General features: G+C 70.1%; 28 protein-coding genes. 21 read left to right on the top strand and 7 right to left on the bottom strand.

Going from position 1 to position 23,846, the window contains the following annotated elements; translation table 11 throughout:
* Positions 1-67: 67 nt before the first annotated feature.
* From VFV67_RS10575 to VFV67_RS10610, 8 genes are all read left to right on the top strand, one after another.
* Positions 68-475, top strand: coding sequence for a hypothetical protein (locus VFV67_RS10575; protein ID WP_326469166.1), 408 nt, complete (start codon positions 68-70; stop codon positions 473-475).
* Between the two features lie 119 nt (positions 476-594).
* A complete protein-coding gene (locus VFV67_RS10580; protein ID WP_326469168.1) occupies positions 595-804 on the top strand; it encodes a helix-turn-helix transcriptional regulator in 210 nt (69 codons plus the stop codon).
* A gap of 51 nt (positions 805-855) precedes the next feature.
* Positions 856-1,407: an ABC transporter permease gene (locus tag VFV67_RS10585; RefSeq protein ID WP_326469170.1), complete on the top strand. Its 552-nt coding sequence runs from the start codon at positions 856-858 to the stop codon at positions 1,405-1,407.
* A 154-nt stretch (positions 1,408-1,561) separates the two neighbouring features.
* Positions 1,562-2,995 (top strand): sensor histidine kinase, encoded by a 1,434-nt coding sequence (locus VFV67_RS10590; protein WP_414636219.1) that lies wholly within the window; start codon positions 1,562-1,564, stop codon positions 2,993-2,995.
* Complete coding sequence (locus VFV67_RS10595; protein WP_326469174.1) at positions 2,992-3,408, top strand: roadblock/LC7 domain-containing protein; 417 nt, start codon at positions 2,992-2,994, stop codon at positions 3,406-3,408. The genes VFV67_RS10590 and VFV67_RS10595 overlap by 4 nt, the downstream gene beginning before the upstream one ends.
* The gene (locus VFV67_RS10600) at positions 3,405-3,764 is read left to right on the top strand and encodes a DUF742 domain-containing protein (RefSeq protein WP_326469176.1); all 360 of its coding nucleotides are present in this window, start codon (positions 3,405-3,407) and stop codon (positions 3,762-3,764) included. Before VFV67_RS10595 ends, VFV67_RS10600 begins: the two co-directional genes overlap by 4 nt.
* A complete protein-coding gene (locus tag VFV67_RS10605) occupies positions 3,745-4,353 on the top strand; it encodes a GTP-binding protein (protein WP_326469178.1) in 609 nt (202 codons plus the stop codon). The genes VFV67_RS10600 and VFV67_RS10605 overlap by 20 nt, the downstream gene beginning before the upstream one ends.
* Positions 4,350-5,582, top strand: a complete 1,233-nt coding sequence (locus VFV67_RS10610; RefSeq protein ID WP_326469180.1) for a cytochrome P450 — start codon at positions 4,350-4,352, stop codon at positions 5,580-5,582. The genes VFV67_RS10605 and VFV67_RS10610 overlap by 4 nt, the downstream gene beginning before the upstream one ends.
* A gap of 238 nt (positions 5,583-5,820) precedes the next feature.
* Here the strand turns inward: VFV67_RS10610 and VFV67_RS10615 are convergent, their stop codons facing one another.
* From VFV67_RS10615 to VFV67_RS10625, 3 genes are all read right to left on the bottom strand, one after another.
* Positions 5,821-7,041: a cytochrome P450 gene (locus VFV67_RS10615; protein ID WP_326469181.1), complete on the bottom strand. Its 1,221-nt coding sequence runs from the start codon at positions 7,039-7,041 to the stop codon at positions 5,821-5,823.
* Between the two features lie 359 nt (positions 7,042-7,400).
* Positions 7,401-7,970: a PadR family transcriptional regulator gene (locus tag VFV67_RS10620; protein ID WP_326469182.1), complete on the bottom strand. Its 570-nt coding sequence runs from the start codon at positions 7,968-7,970 to the stop codon at positions 7,401-7,403.
* Positions 7,971-7,976: 6 nt separating this feature from the next.
* Positions 7,977-8,369: a VOC family protein gene (locus VFV67_RS10625; protein WP_326469184.1), complete on the bottom strand. Its 393-nt coding sequence runs from the start codon at positions 8,367-8,369 to the stop codon at positions 7,977-7,979.
* Between the two features lie 138 nt (positions 8,370-8,507).
* Between VFV67_RS10625 and VFV67_RS10630 the strand changes: the two genes are divergently transcribed.
* Together VFV67_RS10630 and VFV67_RS10635 are read left to right on the top strand one after the other, a co-directional pair.
* A complete protein-coding gene (locus VFV67_RS10630; RefSeq protein WP_326469186.1) occupies positions 8,508-9,938 on the top strand; it encodes an Nramp family divalent metal transporter in 1,431 nt (476 codons plus the stop codon).
* 19 nt (positions 9,939-9,957) lie between these two features.
* On the top strand, positions 9,958-11,154 hold the full coding sequence (locus VFV67_RS10635; protein ID WP_326469188.1) for a cytochrome P450: 1,197 nt from the start codon (positions 9,958-9,960) through the stop codon (positions 11,152-11,154).
* Here the strand turns inward: VFV67_RS10635 and VFV67_RS10640 are convergent.
* Both VFV67_RS10640 and VFV67_RS10645 read right to left on the bottom strand, forming a co-directional pair.
* Complete coding sequence (locus VFV67_RS10640; RefSeq protein WP_326469190.1) at positions 11,151-11,537, bottom strand: hypothetical protein; 387 nt, start codon at positions 11,535-11,537, stop codon at positions 11,151-11,153. The two genes, VFV67_RS10635 and VFV67_RS10640, sit on opposite strands and share 4 nt — an antisense overlap.
* The gene (locus VFV67_RS10645) at positions 11,534-11,833 is read right to left on the bottom strand and encodes a hypothetical protein (RefSeq protein WP_326469192.1); all 300 of its coding nucleotides are present in this window, start codon (positions 11,831-11,833) and stop codon (positions 11,534-11,536) included. The genes VFV67_RS10640 and VFV67_RS10645 overlap by 4 nt, the downstream gene beginning before the upstream one ends.
* Before the next feature lie 150 nt (positions 11,834-11,983).
* Here VFV67_RS10645 and VFV67_RS10650 point away from each other — a divergent pair, with 150 nt between their 5' ends.
* The 3 genes from VFV67_RS10650 to VFV67_RS10660 are packed head-to-tail and all read left to right on the top strand — an operon-like array spanning position 11,984 to position 13,231.
* On the top strand, positions 11,984-12,868 hold the full coding sequence (locus tag VFV67_RS10650) for a helix-turn-helix transcriptional regulator (protein ID WP_326469194.1): 885 nt from the start codon (positions 11,984-11,986) through the stop codon (positions 12,866-12,868).
* A complete protein-coding gene (locus VFV67_RS10655; protein WP_326469196.1) occupies positions 12,865-13,041 on the top strand; it encodes a DUF397 domain-containing protein in 177 nt (58 codons plus the stop codon). Before VFV67_RS10650 ends, VFV67_RS10655 begins: the two co-directional genes overlap by 4 nt.
* Before the next feature lie 10 nt (positions 13,042-13,051).
* A complete protein-coding gene (locus VFV67_RS10660; RefSeq protein ID WP_326469198.1) occupies positions 13,052-13,231 on the top strand; it encodes a DUF397 domain-containing protein in 180 nt (59 codons plus the stop codon).
* Here the strand turns inward: VFV67_RS10660 and VFV67_RS10665 are convergent.
* Complete coding sequence (locus VFV67_RS10665) at positions 13,221-13,679, bottom strand: VOC family protein (protein ID WP_326469200.1); 459 nt, start codon at positions 13,677-13,679, stop codon at positions 13,221-13,223. The genes VFV67_RS10660 and VFV67_RS10665 overlap by 11 nt on opposite strands.
* Positions 13,680-13,832: 153 nt before the next feature.
* Here VFV67_RS10665 and VFV67_RS10670 point away from each other — a divergent pair, with 153 nt between their 5' ends.
* A complete protein-coding gene (locus tag VFV67_RS10670) occupies positions 13,833-15,044 on the top strand; it encodes a hypothetical protein (RefSeq protein ID WP_326469202.1) in 1,212 nt (403 codons plus the stop codon).
* Here the strand turns inward: VFV67_RS10670 and VFV67_RS10675 are convergent.
* Positions 15,022-15,681 (bottom strand): class I SAM-dependent methyltransferase, encoded by a 660-nt coding sequence (locus VFV67_RS10675; protein ID WP_326469204.1) that lies wholly within the window; start codon positions 15,679-15,681, stop codon positions 15,022-15,024. The two genes, VFV67_RS10670 and VFV67_RS10675, sit on opposite strands and share 23 nt — an antisense overlap.
* 287 nt (positions 15,682-15,968) lie before the next feature.
* Here VFV67_RS10675 and tuf point away from each other — a divergent pair, with 287 nt between their 5' ends.
* The 7 genes from tuf to VFV67_RS10710 all read left to right on the top strand — a co-directional run bounded on the left by tuf (position 15,969) and on the right by VFV67_RS10710 (position 23,788).
* Positions 15,969-17,156, top strand: coding sequence for an elongation factor Tu (gene tuf, locus VFV67_RS10680; RefSeq protein ID WP_326469206.1), 1,188 nt, complete (start codon positions 15,969-15,971; stop codon positions 17,154-17,156).
* A gap of 243 nt (positions 17,157-17,399) precedes the next feature.
* Positions 17,400-18,401: a winged helix-turn-helix domain-containing protein gene (locus VFV67_RS10685; protein ID WP_326469208.1), complete on the top strand. Its 1,002-nt coding sequence runs from the start codon at positions 17,400-17,402 to the stop codon at positions 18,399-18,401.
* Positions 18,402-18,527: 126 nt separating this feature from the next.
* The gene (locus VFV67_RS10690) at positions 18,528-18,683 is read left to right on the top strand and encodes a hypothetical protein (protein WP_326469210.1); all 156 of its coding nucleotides are present in this window, start codon (positions 18,528-18,530) and stop codon (positions 18,681-18,683) included.
* Complete coding sequence (locus VFV67_RS10695; protein WP_326469211.1) at positions 18,683-21,754, top strand: AfsR/SARP family transcriptional regulator; 3,072 nt, start codon at positions 18,683-18,685, stop codon at positions 21,752-21,754. Before VFV67_RS10690 ends, VFV67_RS10695 begins: the two co-directional genes overlap by 1 nt.
* 24 nt (positions 21,755-21,778) lie before the next feature.
* A complete protein-coding gene (locus VFV67_RS10700) occupies positions 21,779-22,396 on the top strand; it encodes a response regulator transcription factor (RefSeq protein ID WP_326469213.1) in 618 nt (205 codons plus the stop codon).
* Positions 22,397-22,479: 83 nt separating this feature from the next.
* Positions 22,480-23,310, top strand: coding sequence for a hypothetical protein (locus VFV67_RS10705; protein ID WP_326469214.1), 831 nt, complete (start codon positions 22,480-22,482; stop codon positions 23,308-23,310).
* 40 nt (positions 23,311-23,350) lie between these two features.
* Positions 23,351-23,788: a hypothetical protein gene (locus VFV67_RS10710; RefSeq protein WP_326469215.1), complete on the top strand. Its 438-nt coding sequence runs from the start codon at positions 23,351-23,353 to the stop codon at positions 23,786-23,788.
* The last annotated feature ends 58 nt before the right edge of the window (positions 23,789-23,846 follow it).

The raw sequence follows: 23,846 nt of genomic DNA on the forward strand, positions 1-23,846 counted from the left end.
GGGCGACTTGCCTCGTCCCGGAACGTCGGCAAGCATCGGAAATAGTCGTGCAAATGGGGAGGATTCGATGGAATTGCGCAAGCAACTTTTCGCGGGTATCGCCGTCGCCGGTGCGGTGACGATGGGGATCGCTCCGGTCGCTGTCGCGGATGAGGCGACCGTGTTGGTCAACTTCGTCTGCCAAATTCCACGGACCGGCCACGGCGACTGCTATGGCGATCACTTCGATGTTCCGGCCGGGCACTACGTCCGGGTGGAGAACACGTCGTCCGGCGGCAAGGACGTGAAGTTCTTCCTGTACAACCGCGACGGGCATCACCGGCTCGGCCAGACCGCATGGGTATCCCCGGCCAGTGGCCGAAAACTCATCTGGCGCAACGATACCCGCCGCACCATCAGGGTCGAGTTCGAGGCGGACGCGAAAGGCCTGACCAACGTCACCTGCAATGCCCGCTATTTCCAGACCGCCAGGTGATCACCGGCCCGGATGCCGCTCCGCGGGTGGCAATATCAACACATCGATCAGGCCGGGTTCGGGACCAAACATGTGAGCCGTGCCAGACAATTGCCGATAATCTTGGGGAGAGTTCGCCGATGTCGGTCGGCTCACCATTGTCACCGCGGGAAGGTGAGGTTCCGATCAATTTCGCACAGGGAATGACGTACCGGCAGATCGCCCGCAAATCGGGCATCACGACCAACACGGTCGACACCTGTCTGCGCCGGGTTCGGGACAAGGTCGGCGCCGTCAACAGCGCCGACCTCATCCGCTTCGCGATCACCCGGGAGGACGCGCCGAACTAGGAAAGCGTCGATCACCCGGGCGCCGCGGCTTCGGCCGCCCGCTGCCGCGCGGTGCTGCTCGGAACGGTCGGCCTGCGGGGCCGCCCGGAGCGGGTGGCGCTGACCGCGCTGGGGATCGCCATCGACGTCGCCGCGATGGTCGCCGTGGTGGGCATCTCGACCTCCAGCCGCGCACAGCTCGATCGCGAGCTGGCCAAGCTCGGCACCAACCTGCTCACCGTCGAGCCGGGCAGCACCATGTTCGGCGAGGCCGCCAAGCTGCCGGTCGAGTCGGTCCCGATGGTCGGCCGGATCCGGCCGGCGCGTTCGGTCTCGGCGATCGGCCGGGTCCAGGCCGCGGTGTCCCGCAACGACCACATGCCGGCCGGGAACACCGGCGGCATCGCGGTTCTCGCGGCCAGGCCCGACCTGCTCGACTCGGTCGGCGGGCGGGCGGCGTGGGGCGGTGGTGCCCGGCTCGCGGGCCGTGCAGCGGCTGGACGTTCGCCGGCCCGGCATCCGGGTGTGGCTCGGCGGCAGCTGGTTCAGCGTGACCGGGGTGCTGGAGCCGTCATTGGCGACGCTGTAACCCGGCGCCTGCGCGGGCAATTCCCGCGCCATTGATGGTGGCGATGATCACCGTAACTCGGCGCCGGTTTGGTCGTTGTGCGAGCGGCTTCGCGGAACGTCGCAGGTTGAAAGATCGCCACCCGAACGGGCGCCTCATACGGGTGGTCCAGTATGGTCTGCCGGCACCCTACGTGAGGACCTGATCACGATGTCAGCACAAGTGTCTGCCCGTCATCAGTCGGAGCGGTCGGCGGTGACCGACGTGCTATTCCTGCTCCTCGCCACGCTGATCCTGGGCGGCGGCGCCGCGGTTTGGTTCACTCTTCAACTTTCGGCCGAGGACCGGTTGATCGGCGGCGTGTTCGCCGGCGCGGCGGTGGTGTTGTTGTGCGTCGTGGTCACGATCGCGGGCTTCCGCGCCGACGAGTCCCGGCGGACCCGGGACCGGGTGCGTGAGCTCGAGTCCGAGCTGACCTGGCTGGCCGACACCGCCCTGCCGGCGGCCGTCGCGCAGCTGCGCGCGGGTGCCTCGGTGGACACCGTGCTCAGCTCGCTGCCCCGGTCGATGGACTCCTTGCGACAACGGATGATCCGCTTGGTCACCACCGAGATCGGCGTCGGCGAGCGGCACCGCGCCGCCGCGCTGGCCGCGTGCGCCAGCGCCGCGTCCCGGGTGCAGGCGATGGCCACCAGCATGCTCGCCGACCTGCGGGACATGGAGTCCCGGTTCCCCGAGGAGTACCTCGGCGATCTGCTTCGGCTCGACCACAGCACGGCGCAGACCGGCCGGCTCGCCGACAGCATCGCGGTGCTCACCGGCGCCCGGTCCGGCCGGCGCTGGACCAAGCCGATCGTGATGGAGAGCATCCTGCGCGGTGCGATGGGCCGAATCAGTGCCTACCAACGGGTTCGCGTGCACTCGGTCAGCACCGTGGCGATCGTCGGCTACGCGGCCGAGGACGTCATGCACGCGCTCGCCGAGCTGCTGGACAACGCCACCCGGTTCTCCGCGCCGTCCGAGGAGGTGCACGTCTACGTCGAGGAGCTGCACTCCGGCGTGGTGATCAACGTCGAGGACGGCGGGCTGGGCATGAAACCGCAGGCGCTCGCCCGCGCCGAGGCGGCCGTCTCCACCGCCGAGCAGCTGGACCTGGCCAAGCTCTCCGGCACCCGGCTCGGCCTCGCCGTGGTCGGAACCCTGGCCCGCAAGCACCAGCTGCACGTGTTCTTCCGGCCGTCCTCACGCGGCGGAACCGGTGTGGTGGTGCGGATTCCGAACCAGCTGGTGATTCAGCCGCGCTGGGACGGTTCGCCGACCGCGCAGATCGAGCCGGCGCTGCCCGCGGCGCCGGTGCCCGCCCCGGCCGCCGAGTCGGTCGAGCCCGCCGCGGCGCCGACGATGACCGCGGTCCTGGACGGCAGCCAGCCCGCCGGGCTGCCGCAGCGCCGCCGCGGCCAGACCCTGGCCGCCGTCCGGCAGGCGAGCGAGCCGGCCGAGCCGCTGCCGCCCCGGCCCCGCGCGGACCTCGGCGAGCGGTTCACCGCCTTCCACCAGAGCGGCAGCCGACCCGCCCGGCCGGCCGACGACAGCACCCCGCCCAGCACCGAGCCCGCGGCTCGAGAGGAGGACGACATCCGATGACCACCGCGAACCCGAGTCTGGAGTGGCTGCTGGAGAACCTGGTGGACAGCACGCCCGGTGCCCATCATGCGCTGGTGCTGTCCAGGGACGGCCTCAAGCTCTGCCACTCGCACCGGTTGAGCACCGACAAGGCCGACCACCTTGCCGCGATCGCCGCCGGAATGCAGGCCCTGTCCCAGGGTGCGTCCGCGGAGTTCGGCGACGGCACCGGCGGGGTGCGCCAGTCGATGATCGAGTTCCACGGCGGGCTGCTGTTCATCGTCGAGGCCGGCCAGGGCGCCCACCTCGCGCTGCTCGCGGCCGAGGACGCGGATGTCGGGCTGATCGGTCACAACATGAACCTGTTGGTCGAGCAGCTCGCCGAGTTCCTGATCGCCCCGCCCCGCCGGCCCTTCCACAACACCCGCGCATGATCCGGCGGGAGATCGACGGGGAGGATCCCGATCGCCTCTACACGGTGACCGGCGGGCGCAGCCGGGCCGACGATCCCGCGCTCGACCTGGTCACCCTGATCGTCGCCGATGCCGACCCGGCGCCGGGCATGCAGTCCGAGCACGTCCGAATCCTGTCGATCTGCCGTTCACCCACCGCGATCGTGGAGTTGTCCGCCGAACTGGCGCTGCCGGTGACCGTGGTGAAGATCCTGGTGTCCGATCTGCTTGCCATGGGCCAGGTAACCGCCCGGCACCCGTCCGCCGCCCGAGGTGGGTTCGACTCACGGGACGCCGCGTTCCTGAAGAAGGTGCTCGTTGGACTCCACAACCTCTGAACTGGCCCGGCGCCAGCCGTTGCGGGACACCGCGACCGACGCCCTGAAGATCGTGATCATCGGCGGCTTCGGGGTGGGCAAGACGACCATGGTCCGCTCGGTCAGCGAGATCCGCCCGCTGTCCACCGAGGAGGTGATGACCCAGGCGGGCCTGGGCATCGACCGGACGGCCGGGGTGGCCGACAAGATCAGCACCACGGTCGCGTTCGACTTCGGCCGGATCAGCCTGTCCGATGAGCTGGTCCTGTACCTGTTCGGCGCGCCCGGCCAGGAACGGTTCTGGTTCCTGTGGGACCGGCTGTTCGCCGGCACGCTCGGCGCGATCGTGCTGGTGGATACCAGAAGGCTGGCCGACTCCTGGTACTCCATCGATCGCCTCGAGCACCACGGCACGCCGTTCATCGTGGCCCGCAACAACTTTCCCGGCCCAGAGCATTCGATCTCCGAGGTGCGCGGTGCGCTCGACCTGCCCGAGGAGATCCCGCTGATCGACTGCGACGCCCGGAACCGGGAGTCGTCGAAGCAGGCGCTGATCACCCTCGTCCATCATCTCTACGCCCTGACCTCGGCCCGGGAGACCATGTCATGACCGAAGTGCAGCACGACGCCGAGCCGACCCGGCTCTACGGACCGCGGTTCCAGAACGACCCGGCCCGGCTCTACGCGGAGATCCGGCGGCTGCACGGCCCGGTCGCGCCGATCCTGCTCGAGGGCGACGTGCCGGCCTGGTTCGTCAGCGGCTACCGCGAGGTGCACCAGGTGACCAGCGACTCGCAGCTGTTCGCCCGGGACACCCGCCGGTGGAACGCGTGGGGCCGGGTGCCCGGCGACTGGCCGCTGTTGGCCTACGTGGTGCACAACCCGTCGGTGATGTTCACCGAGGGCCAGGAGCACCGGCGCCGGGCCGGGGCGATCAGTGACGCGCTCGGCGCCGTCGACCAGTTCGAACTGGCCGCGTACTGCGAGAAGATCGCCGACCGGCTGATCGACCAGTTCGCCGGCAGCGGCGAGGCCGACCTGGTGACCCAGTACGCGGAACGGATCCCGCTGCGCGCCGCCGCCGCCATGTGCGGAATGTCCGAAACCGACGCCCCGGCCTTGGTCCGCGACCTGGCCCTGTCCGTCGACTCCGCCGGCGCCGAGTCCATGGAGGCCTACGGCCGGGTGCAGGAGGCCATGCGCCGCCTCGTCGCCGAGAAGGCCGAGATCCCCGGCCCGGACGTCCCGTCCCGCCTGCTGGAGCACCCCGCCCGCCTCTCCGAGGAGGAGATCATTCTGGACCTGCTGGTGGTGCTCGCCGCCGCTCACCAGCCCACCACCAACTGGATCGGCAACACCATCCGCCTGATGCTCACCGACACCCGTTTCGCCACAACACTTTCCGGCGGCCGGGCCAGCGTCACCCAGGCGCTCAACGAAGTCCTCTGGCACGACACCCCCACCCAGAACTTCATCGGCCGGTTCGCCACCCGGGACACCCGCCTCGGAAACCAGCGGGTCCGCGCCGGTGATCTCCTGGTGCTCGGCCTCGCCGCCGCCAACACCGACCCGCAGGTCCGCCCCACCGCAGGCGGCAACACCGGAAACCGCGCCCAGATGTCCTTCGGCCACGGCGAGCACGGCTGCCCCTACCCGGCCCCCGAACTCGCCGAGGTGATCGCCAAAACCAGCATCGAGGTCCTCCTCGACCGGCTACCCGACCTCACCCTCGCCGTCCCCGCCGAAGACCTCCCCTGGCGCGCCTCGGTCTGGATGCGCGGCCTGAGCGGCCTCCCCGTCCACTTCACCGCAACGCACGTTCCGCCTCTTCGGGATTAACTGTTCCGCCTCTCCGGGTTTTACTGCTGTTGTTGCGTTCCAGCCGGTGGTGCGATTAGCGGGTTGATGGTGGCTGGGTTGCGTCACGGTGCCCCTGAGGTTGCGTTGGTTTGGGCCAAGACTTTGTCTCAATGGTCCACTGTGACAACCCCTGACCCCACTTTTCCAAGCCGGAACCCGCTGTGCGGCGGCGGAGCCGCGCTGGGAACCGGGGTTCAGGTGCCCGGTCCAGCAACTCCTACCGGGGGGTTGGGGTGAAGCGGATGGGGAGGGTGGCGGGGCCGCGGGTGAAGACGCCTTGTTCGGTGAGGACGGTGCCGGGCTCGATTTGGAGGTCGGGCATGGCGTCGAGGAGTTGGTTGGTGGCGACTTCGACCTCGGTCTTGGCGAGCATGGCGCCGACGCAGAAGTGGCGGCCGAGGGCGAAGGCCAGGTGGCCGGCGGCGGCGGAGAACGCGGTGGTGGTGGGGAGGTCGGTGCGGAAGATGTTGAAGGAGTTGGGGTCGGCGAACCGACGGGGATCCCTGTTGGCGGCGGCGATGAGGCAGGTGACGGTGACGCCTGCGGGGAGGGTGCCGCCGGTGACCTCGACGTCGTTGTCGGGTTGGCGCATGATCATGTGCACCGGGGGGCTGTAGCGGAGGGTTTCGGCGAACGCCTGGGGGATCAGCGAGCGGTCGGCGCGGACGGCGGCGAGTTGGTCGGGGTGCTCCAGCAGATTCTTGAACATGCTGGCAATGGCCTTGTCGGTGGTTTCGCCGCCGGCGGCGAGCAGGAGGCTGACGAAGGCCTTGATGTCCTGGTCGCTCATGGTGGTGCCGTCGACCTCGGCGGTGCAGAGCGTGGACAGCAGGTCGTCGCCCAGGTTCGCGCGGCGCTCGGTGATCACGGGGACCATGTACTCGGTGAGCTCGGCGCTGGTGCGCAGGCCGGCGGCGGCAACGTCGGGATCCTGGCTCAGGTTTCCCAGGAACGCGATGACGTTTTCGTACCACCGCTGGAACTTCGGCTGGTCGTCGCGGTTGAGACCGAGCATGTCCACGATGACGTTGATCGGGAACCGCCGGGCGAAGTCGGCGACCAGGTCGGCGCGGCCGGCATCCCGGAAACCGTCGATCAGCTCGGCGGCGTTGCGCTCGATCACCGGCAGGAACCGCCGCTGCAGCTCGTTGCCGCGAAACGCCGGCGCGACCAGTGCCCGCCGCACCGCGTGCTCCCGGCCGCTCATCTGCACGATGGTCCGGCCGCCGTGCACCGGCTCCAGCTGCCACTCGTAGTTGTCCGAGGTGAAGACGGGTTCCCGGAACGCCCGGGCGACGTCCTCGTAGCGCGAGATGATGTAGCTCTGCATCGGGTCGTGCCAGACCAGCGGCTGCTCCTCGAGCATGACCCCGTAGGTCGGGTACGGATCCTCGGCGAACTCCTGGGAAAGGATGTCGCGCGCCTGAGCTGTGGTCACAACGCTCCCTTGGTAGCCACGAAAATTGCCCAACCAGGCTAGCGACCATCGCGGCCGGGAACTCACCCTGCCGGACAGTTCAAGCGGATGGCCTAATCGCCGGTTACGGAACGCAGTTGATCGCCGGGCAATGGCTCAAACGTCCTTTGTGGACGGAGCGGGAAGCCCGTCCCCAGACACCACTTTGAGGGGGAGGTAAGCGGTGCCTGGGGACGGTTAATCGGTGCGGTGGTCGCCACTCGGCGGGGGGACCGGGGACCCTGCCCGCACCGACAACCGATACAACGGGCGACCCGAGCCGGCCGTTCCGCCTGGCGGCGGCATTCCCGGTGATTCGGGCCACAATCCGGCCGGAACCCTCAGGACTGGTCGTCGCCGGCCATCCGGTACGCGCCGTGCGCCAGCCGGCGGATCAGCCGGTTGGTCCATTCCATACGGGTCTCGGCAGTGTGCAGCCACAGTCCGAGGACGTCACCGACCGGACCCCAGGTGTCCAGATCGGTGTCCGGCGGCAAGTGCGCCGTGATGCTCTCCCGCCACTGCTTCATGACCTGTACCCGTTGCCGCAGCAGGGCGAGGGCCTCGGCGCGGGGGAGGTCCTCGATCAGACCGACCGCCGCGGCCAGCAGGTCGAGCCGGGGATCATGGCTGGTGAGTGCCTTGCGGAGCAAGGCGAAGTACGCCTGCGCACCGGTCTCGGTCACCTCGTACTCCATGCGCGGCGGACCGCCCGCCGCGCTCGGCGTGGTGTCGTGCACGAGCAGCAGGCCCTGCCCGGTCATCGCCTTGAGCGCGTGGTAAACCGACCCGGAGGTGGCGCGGGCCCACTCGTGCGCGCCCCAGGTCTCCAGATCGGCGAGTACCTGGTAGCCATGGGCCTGGCCGCGCCGCCGCACCGCGCCGAGCACCAGCAGTCGGACCGCCGACACGGGTGATCAGGCCGGGGCGCGATCGCTGACCCACCACAGCGTGCCGAACGGGTCGACGAAGCCGCCCATCCGGGCGCCGTCGTCGCCGGCGGTGATCTCCATGGCCGGCGTGGCCCCGGCGGCGACCGCGCGGGTGAACGCGGTGTCGGCGTCCGGCACGGTGGCCCATAGCTGCACGTGGACCGGTTCGGCGGGGGAGCGCAGGCACCGCTCGCCGTGCGCGCCCGAGTCGGCGAAGTACAGCAGCCCGGTCCCGATCCGCGCCTCGGCGTGGATCACCCGGTCCGGATCGGTGGGCAACGGGACGACGTTGTGCACCTCCGCGTCGAACGCCTGCCTGAGGAACTCGGCGTAGTTGTTGGCGCTGTCCACCATCACGTAGGGCGTCACTGACGACATGTCGTCTCCTCACTAACCAAATTTGGTGACTGGTCAGACTCTACCACGGACTAGCCAAATTTGGTGAGCCAACGCGTTTGCGGATCGTCCGCCCTGGGCATACGCGGTGCGAGGGGGGCCGGGAGGGTGGTGGCGACCGTGACCCGTGGGGCCGAAGTATCAGTGGCGGACCGGTTTCCGGCGAAGCATCTGGCGCGGCCGGAGGTCCGGCCGTTACCCGAGCCGCCTGCGTCCACCTGGCGGATCATCGGGCCGGGGGTGATCGCCGCCGGGGTGGGCCTGGCCTCGGGCGAGTTCATCCTGTTCCCCTACATCGCCTCCCAGGTGGGCCTGGTGTTCGTGTGGGCGGCGATGGTCGGCCTGGCGACCCAGTTCTTCCTGAACATGGAGATCGAGCGGTACACCCTGGCGACCGGGGAGACGGCGCTGACCGGGTTCAGCCGGTTCTGGCGGCACTGGGGCCTGGTGTTCGCCGTGCTGACCTTCCTGGCCAACCTGTGGCCCGGTTGGGTCACCAGTTCGGCCTCGCTGATCACCTACCTGTGGGGCGGCAGCGTCCGCTGGATCGCCATCGGTCTGCTGCTGGTGATCGGTCTGGTGCTCACCCTCGCTCCGGTGGTCTACGTGGCGCTGGAGCGCACCGAGATGGTCAAGGTCGCCGCCGTGCTCGTGCTGTTGGTGGTCGGCGCGCTGTTCGCGATCTCCGCCGACGCCTGGAGCGATCTGCCGAAGATCGTCACCGAGGCGACCGTACCGGTGGAGCAGCTGGGATTCGCCCTGCTGCTCGGCGCACTGGCCTTCGCCGGAGCCGGCGGCGGGCAGAATCTGGTGCAGAGCAACTGGATCCGGGACAAGCGGTTCGGCATGGGCGCCTACGTTCCGCGGATCGTCAGCCCGGTCACCGGCAAGCCGGAGGCCGCGCCGAGCACCGGGTTCATCTTCGAGCCGACCGACGAGCACATGTCCCGCTGGCACCGCTGGTGGAAGTTGGCCAACCGCGAGCAGCTGTACACCTTCGTGCTGATCACGTTCCTGTCGATTCTGTTCATGTCGCTGCTCGCGTACTCGACGGTTTTCGGCAGTTCCGGGCTGGCCAACGACATCGGATTCCTGCGGCTGGAGGGTGAGCAGCTCAACGCCGCGGTCGGCAGCTGGTTCGGTCCGTTCTTCTGGTTCATCGGCGCGTTCGCGCTGTTCGCCGCGGCGCTGGGCATCGTCGACTATTCCAGCCGGCTGATCGCCGACGTGATCAAGACCAGCTATGCGCCGCGGGCCAAGGAGAGCACCCTCTACTTCGGACTCGTCTGGGGTCTGGTGGGCCTTGGTTGCGTGATCCTGTTGGCCGGTTTCGCCCAGCCGCTGCCGCTGCTGGTGATCTCGGCCTGCGTCGGCGGCGTCATGATGTTCCTCTACTCGGGCCTGCTGATCCTGCTCAATCGCCGGGTGCTGCCGGAGCAGATCCGAATCCGGGCCGGCCGGACCGCCGTGCTCGGCTGGTCGATGCTGTTGTTCGGGGTGCTGTCCGTGCTCACGATCATCAATCAGGGAGCCAAGCTGTTCGGCGGCTGAATCGGCCTAGACTGGCTGTATGGCCGAGCCAATCGTGTTGGATCGGGAGTTCATCCAGGATCCATATTCCTTGTACCGCAAGCTGCGCGAGGAGGCCCCGGTTCGGCAGGTGGTTACGCCGAACGGGTTGCGGTCCTGGCTGGTTACCCGGTTCGAGGACGCCCGGGAAGCCCTCGCCGACCCCCGGCTGAGCCGGGACCTGCGCCTGGCGCCGGACCTGTTCGCGCGGCACAGCACGACCGGCCGCGACGCGGCCGAGTTCGGTCAGGAACTGGCCGCGCACATGCTCAACAGCGATCCGCCGGACCACACCCGGCTGCGCCGGGTGGTGACCAGGGCGTTCACCATGCGCCGGGTGGAGCAGCTGCGGCCGAGGATCGAACAGATCACCGCCGACCTGCTGGCCGGCATGGCCGGCCGGGACGAGGTGGACCTGCTTGACGCGTTCGCGTTTCCGTTGCCGGTCACGGTGATGTGCGAGCTGCTCGGGGTGCCGGTCGAAGATCAGGGCGAGTTCCGGCACTGGACCCACGCGATGATCACGTCCGGCGACCGGGACGCGGCCATGGCGGCCATCCGGGACTCCGCCGTCTACCTGTCCGCGCTGATCGCCGGCAAGCGCGACAACCCGGCCGACGACCTGCTGTCCGCACTGGTGCACGACGAGGACGAGACGCTGAACGACGTCGAGCTGATCTCGATGGCGTTCCTGCTGCTGATCGCCGGGCACGAGACGACGGTCAATCTGATCGCCAACGGCATGCTTGCCCTGCTGCGTCACCCCGACCAGCTGGCCGCGCTGCGCGCCGACCCCGGTCTGGTGCCCGGTGCGGTCGAGGAGTTCCTCCGGTACGAGAGCCCGATCAACAACACGCCGCTGCGGCACACCATCGCGCCGGTCACCATCGGCGGCGTGGAGATCCCCAAGGGCGAACTGGTCCTGGTGGCGCTCGGCTCGGCGAACCGGGACACCACCCGGTTCCCCGCCGCCGACCACCTGGACATCACCCGCGAACCCACCCCGCACCTGGCGTTCGGTCACGGCATCCACTACTGCCTCGGCGCACCCCTTGCCCGCCTCGAAGGCCAGATCGCCATCGCCCGCCTGCTCGAGGCATTCCCCGCCCTCGCCCTGGCCACCGACCCCGCCAACCTCAACTGGCGCAACAGCAACATCCTGCACGGCCTGGAGTCCCTCCCGGTCCGGCTCCGCTAGCCGTTGCGCATCCGCACCCGCACCGGCATCCGCCCGGTCTTCGGCAGGCCGTAGCCCGGCGGCGGATTGAGCAGCTGGTTCGGTGCTTCCGGATGTCCCGGACCAGGCAACGTGATCACCGCCCGCAGTGTCCACACCGGACACGAGCCGTACCACCAGGACACCAGCTCCGGGGCGAACACGTCGATGTCCGGACCGGTCGCCGTCCGGTAGGCCCAGGCCACCCGCTCGTCGAACAGGATCACCACATCGGCCGTGCCCGCACCCCAGTCGCGGACGAACGCCAGGATGTCCGGACCGTGGTGGTCGACCCGGAAGGCGTGTTCGGTGAACCGCTGCCGACCCAACCGGACCAGCAACTCATCCAGCTCGGTGATCGTCATGGCGGGCCGTCCCCGACCAGCGGCAGCACGACCGTCGGAAACTGACCGCGCTCGTCGGCCCGGATCGGGCTGGCCAGGAAGTCGTCCACCGGCCAGTTCAGCCGCAGCCCGCGCCCTTCTTCCCTGGCGTCCGCCACCAACTCGGCCACGGTGATCGCCTCGCCCTGACCCCGAAACCGGTGGATCGGCCGCCTGACCACCTGCCGTCGCGTGTCGCTGACCAACAACCCGACCGCCCCGCCCAGCGCCACAACGAGCATCACGCCCGCACCCACCGCCGCGTGCACCTCCTCCATTGGCCCGAGCAAACACGGCGAACTCACGATCTGCAAGCTTTCATATTGGATACTCACAACGAATTACCCGATTCGGGGATGGCATTGCGAAGCGAGCGAGGCGATACTTTCAAATCGGGTGTAAGGTTTCCTCGGAATGAGAGGTGAGCGGTGTCTGAGGACACGACCGGCTCGACAGTGCCGCGCCGTCAGCTCGGCCGGTATCTCCGCGATCTGCGCGGCAAGGCACGGCTGACGGTGAAGGCCGCCGCGCAGGAACTGGAGTGGTCGGAAGCGAAGATCTGGCGCATCGAGACCGGCCAGACCTCGCTCCGCAGCCTGGACGTCGAGGCCATGTGTCGGGTGTACGACGCGCCGGCTGACCTCACCGACGCACTGAAGGGCCTGGCCAAGGAGACCAAGGGACGAGGTTGGTGGCACGCCTACGGGGACGTCATCCCGGACAGCTTCGACCTCTACATCGGACTGGAAGAGGCGGCCGCCGAACTGCGCTGGTACGAGGCCGAGTTGGTGCCTGGCCTGTTCCAGACTGCGGCCTACGCACGCGCCCTGATCCGTGCCGGACGCCGTGATGTGGATGATGAGGAGATCGAGCGCGCTGTCGCGGTGCGTATGGCTCGGCAACCACTCCTTACCCGGAATGCTGCTGCGCCCACCGTGTCGGTTGTCCTCAACGAGGCGATCTTGCGCCGGCCGGTCGGCGGCTGGGAGGTGATGGTCGAACAGATCGAGCACCTGGTCGAACTCGCGAATCTACCCAACGTCATGATGCGAGTGGTGCCGTTCAACGTTGGGCTCCACCACGGCTTGATAACGGGCCCGTTCGTCATTCTGCGCTTTCCAACCAATGGTGAGAGCAGGATGCTGGAACCACCCACGGTCTATGTCGACGGCTTCACCGGGGACCTGTACCTCGACAAGCCGAACGAGATCGAGCAATACGACACAGCCTTCAATTTGATTTGGGATATCGCGGCCGGCGAAAGCCAGAGCCAAACACTTCTTAAGAAAGCAGTAAGGGAGCTAGAGTCATGAACCGTGTGGGGTGGCGCAAGAGCAGCCGCAGCAACCATCAGTCGAACTGCGTTGAGGTCGCCTTTCGTGGGACCGGGGTGGCCATGCGGGACAGCAAGGAGCGGGGGAGTGGTCCGATTCTCCGGCTGTCCCAAGCAGCCTGGGAGGCGTTCGTCGCGGAAATGAAGCAGTGAGGGAGGGTCCATGAACCCTGGTGCGGTGTGGCGTAAGAGCAGCCGCAGCAACGATCAATTCAACTGCGTCGAGGTTGCGTTCCTCGGTGCCGGGGTGGCCATGCGGGACAGCAAGGAACGGGGTAAAGGCCCCGTCCTCCGGTTCACCCGCCCCGCATGGACCACCTTCGTCGCGGGAGTCAACGGCTAGCGGCGCAGAACTCGTTGCCCTCGGGGTCCTGCATGATCCACCAGTGGCCGGCGGGGCCCTGGTCGACCTCGCGGACCTTGGTGGCGCCGAGGCTCTCCAGCCGGTCCACCAGGGCGTCGAGTCCACCCGGCTCGCTGTGGACGTCGATGTGCAGCCGGTTCTTGCCGGTCTTGCCCTCGGGTACGTCCTGGAACAGCAGCCTGCGGCCCTGGCCGATGCCGGTGACCTCGTCATATGGGTCGTCGGGGTGGCGGATCGCCGCGTAGCCGCGGAACATCCGCCGGCCGCAGTGCTCGGCCACCGCCTCCTCGCTCAGGTGGCCGGCGGCCAGCAGGTTGCCGATGAACGCGGTCTGGTCCTCCACCTCGTACTCCAGCGCGGCGGCCCAGAAGTCCGCGAGCGCCGGCCCGTCCTTGCTGTCGATGACCAGCTTCCAGTGCAGTGCCATGGTGCGGTTATACCGGCCGGCACCGACATGCGCCGGACGTGCCCGCTCCGCTGAGCTTGAACGGCGACCTACTTTTGTGTGGTATCCCCTTAGGTAGTTCCTCAGGTAGGAGATCCCGTTGTCCCGCAACAAGAAGGTGTGGGAGCGTGGGTCATGTCGCATAATCGAAACCGAAGACTCGTCGCGATAGCCACTGTCAGCGCCATTACCGGCGTGCTCGCCGTCGCGCTTCCGGCGCACGCGGCGCCAGTGATGATCGATCTCGGCACCTTGCGCGGCGGCACCTTCAGCCATGCCGAGGACATCAACAACGCCGGCACGATCGTCGGCACCTCGGGTGTGGCTCCCAGCGTCTGGCACGCGGTGAAATGGGACAGCCGCGGACGAATCACCGACCTGCGTACCTTGCCCGGCGATGAATCCAGCTCCGCCTTTGAAATCGCTGACTCGGGCGCGGTCTTCGGCGATTCGGATGCGAAGCCGGTGCGCTGGAGCCCCAGCGGCGCCATCACCGAACTGCGCGCGTTGCCCGACGACCAGATCCCGCTCCCTCGGGACATGAACAACGCGGGCACCGTCGTCGGCTACTCCAGAAAGATACTCAGCGAGCACGACCTCGAGGACCATGCCGTGCGGTGGGATGCCGGCACCGGTGCGGCCACCGCCCTGGCGCGGCTACCCGGCACCACCGACAGTGCGGCCTTGGCCGTCAACGACAACGGTGTCATCGTCGGCCGCGTCAGCATCCAGGGCGGCCCGTACCGCGCCGCGCGCTGGAACACCGATGGCACCGTCACCGTCCTGGGTCTGGTAGCCGGCAGCACCTCCACCGAGGCCGAGGCCATCAACAATGCCGGTGTGGTGCTCGGCCGTGCGAGCGCACCCGAGCCCGTAGGATCCCGCACGATTCGCTGGTCGCCGACCGGCGAGGCCACCGTGCTCCCCAACCTGCCCGGCGGTAGCGGGAGCTCCCACGTGGCGATCAACGGCAACGGCGTGATCGCGGGCCACTCCGGGACCGGCCATGGAATGCACGCGGTGCGCTGGTCGCCTGCCGGCGTCATCACCGACCTCGGCACCCTGCCCGGCCACGACGAGTCCTTCGCCCGCGACGTGAACGCGGATGGCACGGCGGTCGGGAATTCGGACCTGCCCAGCGACCGGGACTCCGGCCGGGCGGTCCGGTGGGCACCGAACGGCACCGCCACGAACCTCGGTCTGCTTTTCGGCGGCACCTACAGTTCCGCGAGGGCCGTCAACGACGCTGGCGTGATCGTCGGCAACGCCACCAACGCCCGCGGCGAAATCCACGCCTTCGCCTGGCGAGATGACTCTGGGGTGATCATCGGCCGGATGCCCGGGTGATCGTCGCGAGCCAGGCCGGTGCGCCGTTGTCGTCGTGGAACCTGGTCCGGATCCGGTCGGGTTCGATGGCGGCGACCTTCCATCCGGTGCTGTGGTTGAACGTCGCCGTCAGCTCCTCCCGGCGAACCGGGTGCGGGCCGGTATCGGGACCGTCGTCGCTGAAGCACAACACATACAGGGTTGCGCCGGGCTCGGTCACCGCCGCGAGACTGGCCACGTAGACCGGTCGCTCGGCGGCGTCGAAGGTGTGGAACAGCCCGCAGTCCAGCACCGTGGCGAACCTGCGGTCCAACAGTTCCAGGCGCAGCGCGTCGGCTGCGGCGAACTCCGCCTCGATCCCGCGCTCGGCGGCCTTGGCCCGGGCCATCGCCAGCGCCGTCTCGGCCACGTCGACGCCGAGCACCGGCAGGCCAAGCGCGGCCACGAGCAGCGCGTTCTCGCCGGTCCCGCAACCCGCGTCGAGCACCGGCCCGGCGAATCCGCCCGCGGCCGCCACTCGCACGATCGCCGGTTGCGGCTGGCCGAGATCCCAGGGCGCGGGACCGTCGTGGTAGGACGCATCCCAGGGCCGGCCGGTCATCCGCTCATGACCGGTCGGCTGCCGGCCACCGAACGGATCGACCGAGCGCTCCGACAAACCTCGCCTCCTTCACGCCGTCCGAGAGTATCGCGTTCGCCGTGGCGCCCGGCCTGGCGCTTTTCGGAAAACCGGATGACGCGAAGCCGGGGGGCTGTCACCATCTGCGGCATGTTCCGGACTGGCGCGATCGATTGCTCCGCGGGCTTCGGCCTGGCGGGGACGGTCGCTGCCGTCCTGGCCGGCGCCCGACGCTGACCTCCTCCCACCCTGCTCCCAGGACCGGTGGGAGGGGGTGGCGACTTTCCAGGGTCCTGGTCCATCGGTAACGGCAAGGAACATCCCACATGACCAAGCAGGAGTTCGTGCGCACCAAGCCGCACCTCAACATCGGCACCATGGGACACGTCGACCACGGCAAGACCACGCTCACCGCGGCGATCACCCGGGTGCTGGCCGAGCGGGACCCGGCCACCACGAAGTTCGTCGACTTCGCGGGGATCGACCGGGCGCCCGAGGAGATCGCCCGCGGTATCACGATCAACATCGCGCACGTCGACTACGAGACCGAGACCCGGCACTACGCGCACGTCGACATGCCCGGTCACGCCGACTACGTGAAGAACATGATCACCGGCGCGGCCCAGCTGGACGGCGTGATCCTGGTGGTGTCCGCGGAGGACGGCGCGATGCCGCAGACCCGGGAGCACGTGGTGCTGGCCCGGCGGATCGGCGTGCCGCACGTGGTGGTCGCGCTGAACAAGGCCGACCTGGTGCCGGACCCGGACATCCTCGACCTGGTCGAGCTCGAGGTCCGGGAGCTGCTGACCCGGTACGGGTTCGACGGCTCGCGGGTGCCGGTGGTCCGGGTGTCCGGGCTGCGGGCGCTGGCCGGCGACCGGATCTGGACCCGGGCCGTCGAGGAACTGCTCACCGCCGTCGACGAGCACGTGCCGGTACCGCCGCGCGCGCTCGACCTGCCGTTCCTGATGCCGGTCGAGAACGTGCTGACGATCACCGGGCGCGGCACCGTGGTCACCGGTGCGGTGGAGCGCGGCACGATCCGGGTCGGTGACCCGGTCGAGGTGGTCGGGCTGGCCCCGACCAGGTCCACGGTGTGCACCGGGCTGGAGACGTTCGGCAAGACGCTGGCCACCGCGCAGGCCGGCGACAACGCGGCCATGCTGCTGCGCGGTGTCCGCCGAGAGGAGGTGCAGCGCGGGCAGGTGGTGTGCCTGCCGGGCAGCATCACACCGCACACCCGGTTCCGGGCGCAGGTGTACCTGCTCTCGACCCGGGAGGGTGGCCGGCGCACCGGGTTCACCAGCAACTACCGCCCGCAGTTCTACTTCCGGACCTGCGACGTGGTCGGCGTGGTGCAGCTGACCGAGGTCGACCTCGCCCGGCCCGGCGACACCGTCGAGCTGACCGTCCACCTCGGTCGCCCGATCGCCATGTCGCCCGGCCTCGGCTTCGCCATCCGCGAAGGCAGCCGCACCGTCGGCGCCGGAACGGTGAGCGAGGTGTTGGCCTGACGGAATGCCGGGCTCCGGTGCGACCGCGCACCGGAGCCCGGTTCAGCGGGGTGGTGGTCAGTTCCAGAAAACGGCGATGTTGGCATTCTGATGTTGGGCGGGTATACCACCGGCGCGGGCTTTCGGACTGTTGCGGCCGGGGTTCGAGGCATTACGCAATCGTCCCGCGATTCTGGGCCGGAGCGGTGCGTGGCTGGTCCGGTTGTGTGACACTCTGCGCGGTCGGGGCTCCCGGGAGGCAGCGTGCGCATCCACTTCACCGCACGGGACCTGGCGTTGACCCACCTCGCGGACGAGCCGGACCCGTTGTGGGAGCTGGTCAACAGCGCGCAGGCGTTGCAGACCCGGTACGGGCAGGTGGTGTTGGGGCAGTGGCGGCGGCAGGTCGCGGCCGGGCTGCGCCGGGCCGACCTCACCGCGCGGGTGCGGGCCCAGCTGTTCCCGGTCGCGCCGCACGCGTCGTACTATCCCGATCTGCTCACCCCACCGGAGGGGGCGCTCGGCCTGGACGAGGGGCTGGCGGCCATCCTCGGCACCGAGCGGAGCCGGCTCGCCGGCGAGATCGGCCGGCTGGACGGGGCGCCGGGGGCCGGGGACTGGCTGGCCGATCTGGCCGCCGGGCGGGTGGCCGCGCTCACCGAGTTCGAGGGTCTGCTGCGCGGTTACTACCAGCACGCGGTCGCGCCCTACTGGGACCGGATGCGCGCCCATGTGCAGCGCGATCTGGCGATGCGCCGGCAGGTGCTGCGCGAACGCGGCGTCGAGGGGCTGCTGGACAGCTTCGCGCCGATGCTGCGCTGGCGCCGGCCGGTGCTGGAGTTCGCCCGGCATCCGTCCGGCCGGGAGATCCACCTCGACGGGCGCGGGCTGCGGCTGCTGCCGTCCTACTTCTGCCAGCTGCACCCGTTGACCATCTTCGACAGCGAGCTGCCGCAGCTGATCGTGTACCCGGTCGCCCGCGATCCCCGGTGGCTCGCGCCGAACCCGTTCCGCTCGGACGGCCCGGCCCTTGCCCGGCTGCTCGGTGATACCAGGGCGGCGGTGCTGCGCGCCACTGTGGACGGTTGCAGCACGATCGAGCTGGCCCGGCGGGCCAACACGTCGCCCGCGTCGGCCAGCCGGCACGCGGCGGTGCTGCGCGAGGCCGGTCTGCTCACCACGTCCCGGGTCGGCGGATCGGTGCTGCACCGGGCCACCCCGCTCGGCGTCGACCTGGCCACCGGTCAGGCCGCGCGCGGATCGTGACCACGCCGTCACATCGGCCACACGCTGCGGGTTTTCGCCTTGGTGCAAGGGCGATGGCCGACGGTAGCCGGTGCCTGAATGATTCCCCCACGCGAAGACACGCGAAGGGGAGGAGTTGACCGTCGCATGAGGAACCGGTTGTTGCGAGTGTTGATGGCCGTGGCCGCGATGGCCGGGGTCGGTCTGGGGAGCGCCGGGACGGTGGTACTGGCCGAGCAGGGCGGGGCGGACGCCCAGCACATCGCCGGCCCTTGGGATTGGTGTGCCCCACCGCCGGAGTGATGCCGCCAGTTGACGTCCTGGTGCTCGGGCCGGTGGCGCTGCGGGTCGACGGTCGGCTCGTGTCCCCCTCGGCCAGGAGCATCCGGACGCTACTGGGGGTACTGGCGGTGGCCGGGCGGCGCGGCATATCCGACGCCGCGCTGGCCGGCCGGCTGTGGCCGGAGCCCGGCAGCGAAGCCGGGCTCCGGGTTCTGGTGCACCGCGCCAGGGCGTGGCTGCGCGACGCGGCCGGCCCGGCGGTCACGGTGGCCAGAACCCCGTCGGGTTACGTGCTGCGGTTCGAGTCGGGCCGGTGTGACCTGGACCGGTTCAACGAGATCGTCGCGGGTGCGGACCCACCGCGGGGCGCGGACCGGGCCACAACGCTGGACTCGGCGTTGGCGTTGTGGCGCGGTCCGGCGCTGGACGATGTGCCGGATGCCGAGGCCGACCGAACCGAGCTGGAGCGGGCCCGGCTACGGGTCGTGGTGGACTGCGCCGAGTGCTGGCTCTCCGCCGGCCGGCCGGAGCGGGCGGTGTCCCTGCTCGGGCCGATGGTCGCCCGGCATCCGCTCGACGAACCGGCACACGGCGCGTGGATCGAGGCGCTGGCAACCGCCGGCCGGCAGGCCGACGCGCTGGCCGCGTTCGAGAGCCTGCGGGTGCGGCTGCGGGAGGAGTTGGGCGTCGACCCGAGCCGGCAGGTGAGCCGGGCGCTGCTCCGGGTGCTGCGCCAGGAGCTGCCGGTGGCCGAGGCCGGTGAACACCGCATGGTGCCGGCCCAGCTGCCGGCCGCGGCCGGAACGTTCGTTGGTCGTGACGCCGAGCTGCGCCGGTTGGACGAACTGCTCGGTGGCACCGCACCCGGGGTGATCGTGGGCACCGGCGGGGTGGGCAAGACCGCGCTGGCCGTGCGGTGGGCGCACGGGGTCGCCGACCGGTTCCCGGACGGGCAGCTCTACGCGGACCTGCGCGGGTACTCCGGCGGCCCGCCGGTGCGCCCGCTGGACGCGCTGACCGGTTTCCTGCGCGCGCTGGGGATTCCGCCCGACGGGCTGCCCACCGCGGTGGACGAGGCGGCCGCGCTGTTCCGGTCCACGGTGGCCGGCCGGCGCCTGATCGTCGTGCTGGACAACGCCCTTGACGCCGCGCAGGTGCGCCCGCTGCTGCCTGGTTCGCCCGGCTGCCTCGCGCTGGTCACCAGCCGGGACCGGATGGCTGGGCTGATCGCGCTCAACGGAGCCGGATGCGTGTCGCTGGACGTGTTGGGATCGCCCGATGCCCACCGGCTGCTCCGGGAAACCCTTGGCGCGCCAAGGATTGTCACCGATCCGGACGCGGTCGCCGAGATCGTCGCGGCGTGCGCCGGGCTGCCGCTCGCGCTGCGCATCGTCGCCGCCCATCTCCTCGCCCGCCCCGCCCTGTCGCTGGCCCGCTATGCCGCCCAGCTCACCGCGCCCGGCCGGCTGGACCAACTCGCCGTCCACGGGGACACAGCGGCCGCGGTCGCCGCCACGTTCGCCCACTCCTACCGCCGCCTGCCGCCCGCCGCCCGGCGGATGTTCCGCCTGGTCGGGCTCGTTCCGGGCGCCGACCTGACGCCCGCGGCCGCCGCCGTGCTGGCCGGCTGCCCGGTGGCCGAGGCGCACCGGCTGCTGTTCCGGTTGGCCGCCGGCCACCTGCTCACCGAGCCCGGCCCGGACCGGTTCGGCTGCCACGATCTGCTGCGCGCCTACGCCGCCGGGCTGGCCGCGCGGGAGGACGACGCGGCCGGCCGGGCCGCGGCGCTGGTCCGGCTGTCCGACTGGTACCTCGGCACCGCGCACGCGGCCGCCCGCATGGTGTTCCCGCTGACCCTGCGACTGTCGACCCCACCGTCCACAGTGGATCCAATGGTGTTCGCCGATCCCGCCGCCGCGACCGAATGGCTGGACCAGGAACGCGGAAACCTGGTGGCAACCGCGCTGCACGAACTCGGCCCGGTGACCTGGCGGCTCGCCGACGCGCTGCGGATGTACCTGTTCCGCTGGCGGCACAACGCCGACGCGCTGCGGCTGGCCGAGGCCGCAGCCCGGTGCGCGGAGCGCTCCGGCAGCCTGGACGGGCGGGCCGCGGCGGAGCTGGCGCTGGCCACCGCCCGGGCCTGCATCGGCGAGATCTCCGAGGCACTGGCGCACTGTGCGAACGCGGTCGCGCTCAGCCGGTGCGCCGGGTGGACCGAGGGCGAGGTGGGTGCGCTGGCCAACCAGGCCATCCTGCACACCGAGCTCGGCGACCTGGACGCCGCGACCCGATGCCTCGAAGAGTGCCGGATCGTCAACCAGCGCTTGGGAAACCTCGCCCGCACGGCCGCGACCCTGAACAACCTCGGCACCGTGCACCTGCATGCCGGCCGGCTGACCGACGCCGTCGCCGCGCACCGCGAGGCGCTGCGGATCTACCGGTCGCTCGGCGATCCGTCCTACGAGCAGGTCACCCTGCACAACCTCGGGGTCGCGCTGCGCGAGCTGGGCGAGCTGGACGAGGCCGCCGAGCTGCTCGAGCGGAAGCTGGCCATGATCGAGGCGAACGGGGAGCACCACGGGAAGGCCGGCGCGCTCGCCGACCTGGCCCGGATCGCCTGCGAACGCTCGCGGTTCGACGAGGCGCACCGGCTGGCCGAGGTCGCCCTGCGCGCGGCCGAGCTGGCCGGTGACCGCATCGACGAGACCGCTGCCCGGCTGGGCCTGGCCGAGGCGTGCCGGGGACTCGGCCGGTTGACCGACGCTGCCGAGCACGGCGTCCGCGCGCTCGAACTGGCCCGGGCGCTGCGCAACGCCCGGCTCGAGGCCGAGGCACTGCTCGGGGCCGCGCTGACCGACCAGGCCCTTGGCCGGGCCGGCGACGCGTTTCGGCACGCCCGGCAGGCGCTCGCCCGGTGCCACGAGTGCGGCCTGCTGCTGGTGGAGGCCCGGGTGCTGGACGCGCTCGCCGAGCTGCACCGGGCCGGTGGCCGACCCCAGCGGGCGGCCGAACTGGCCCGGCTGGCCGGCCGGGCCGCACCGGCACGGCGGCCGGCCCGGTGCCGGTGGGCCGATGTAACGGGACTGTAAGTCGACCTTTCTAGCGTCGCCGGGGTGAACACGACAGTCGGGAATCGTGATCGCGCGCGGATCAGGGTGCGCAACGACGTGCGAGCCGCGGGCGCGAGGGATCGGATCGACCGGATCGTCGGCGGGCTGCCCTGGGCACGACTGTGTCCGGTCGGGCCGGTCGACCTGCTTTTCGTTGCGGCGGAAGCGGTCGCGGCGGCCGAGCGGTGCGGGGTCGTGGCGGTTTTCGCCCGACCGGACGGCGCGGTGCTGGACGCGGCCGTCCGGGCCGGAGCGCGCGGGTTGATTCTGGCCGACGACCCAGCCGAGGACTTCCGGCGGTCGATCCACGACGTACTGCACCGGGGCGGCTGGGTCTCACCCCGGCTTGCCGGCCGGCTGCTGGCGCGCTTCCCCATGGGGGCACCGGAAGCCGAAGCCGACCCGGCGGCCGTGCTCACCCCGCTGACCACCCGGGAGCGGCAGGCGCTGCGGCTACTGGCCGAGGGCCGGGAGAACGCCGAGATCGCCGCGCTGATGTTCGTCAGCGTGAGCGCCGTGAAGTACCACGTGTCCAACCTGTTGCGGAAGTTCGGTTGCCGGGACCGGACCCAGCTGCTCGCCCACCTCAACCGGGTCGGGCTGCGTTCGGTCCAGCTCTGAGTCCGGTTCGGACACTGGTCTGTGGACTAGGGTGCCGGCCGGTGCGCCGGCGAACACTGAGGCGTATGAACGAACTTCCACAGATGTCACGACGCGGAATCCTTGCCGCGGCGGCGTTGGGCTCGGCGGCGACGCTGCTCGGCGCCGGAGTGGCCCGGGCCGATCAGCCGGGGGAGTACCACCCGGCCCCGGACGGGCCGGCCCCGGACGACGGGGTCTCGGTGCTCGCGCTGGTCACCCAGAGCGAGGTCAACAACGAACCGACCTACTACGAGGTCAACGGCGCACGCACGTCCTTCCGGTACGAACCGACGTTCTACTCCCGGATGGAGCTCTGGCACCAGCGCTGGCGCCAGTGGACGCCGAACCACTGGACCGCGCCGCACCAGATCTACTGCTACGGCGTGTACGTGAACAAGCCCGGGATGCACGGCGAGGGGCGGGCATTCGACCTCGCCCGGCTGCTGATCACCAACCGGAACAACGGGACGATGTTCCTCGGGTTCAACGGCCGCTACGACCAATGGAGCACCTGGTCCACCGACGCGATGATCACCGAACGCATCCGGTACTGGGGCACGCTGGCCAGCCTGCACTACCACTTCCGGCACGTGATCTCCTACCTGGACAACAGCGAGCACCACAACCACGTGCACATCGACAACGCGATCTCCGGTGGCGGCGACTCCAGCTTCGCCACCTCGTCGAGCACCCAGACCCTGTTCGTACAGGCGACCTGCCGCTACATCTGGGGCTTCGACACCGGAATCGACGGCGAGTTCGGCCCGCAGACCCAAAGCCACTCCGCCGCCGTCCTGAGCCGGCTCGGCTCCGACGGCTCGATCACCACCCAGAGCCGCTGGCAGGTGTTCTGCCGGGGATCCGCCCTGCAGGCATGGGCCATGCGCCCCTGATGCCAGCGGGCCTGCAATACCGACAACAGAAGGGGAAACGATGCGAAAGTTGATCACGGCGGGCCTGGCGGCCGCCGCCATCGGCGCCGCGCTCGGCGCCGGCGCGGGGACCGCCCAAGCCGACGTCGGGGACGGCAGTTGGGCCTGCAACAACACGGAGATCTGCTTCCGCAAGAGCGCCGGTTCCGACCGCTCGATCAAGCATTTCTTCAACGGTGCCAACCACTCGGCGAACGCAAGGCACGGCGCCTACACATGGGGCGGCCCGGCTCCGGGCGGGAACGTCACGGACGACGCCCGCGAGTTCAGGAACCGCGACAGCCAGTGCACGGTGTACGTGTGGGACATCACCAGCACCGGGAGCTGGTTCGCCTACGCCCACCAGCCGGCGCAGTCGAACACCTGGTTCTACGACCTGAAGAACCGGAACAACGGGCACAGCCGCTGCTCCAACACGCAACACCCGGCAGATCTGTGACACCGACCGTGCGGGGTGGGCACACCAAGCCCACCCCGCACGGCCAGGGGGAAGGAAC

The organism is Actinophytocola sp., from assembly GCF_035762905.1.
In the GTDB taxonomy this organism is placed as follows: Bacteria; Actinomycetota; Actinomycetes; order Mycobacteriales; family Pseudonocardiaceae; genus DASYTH01.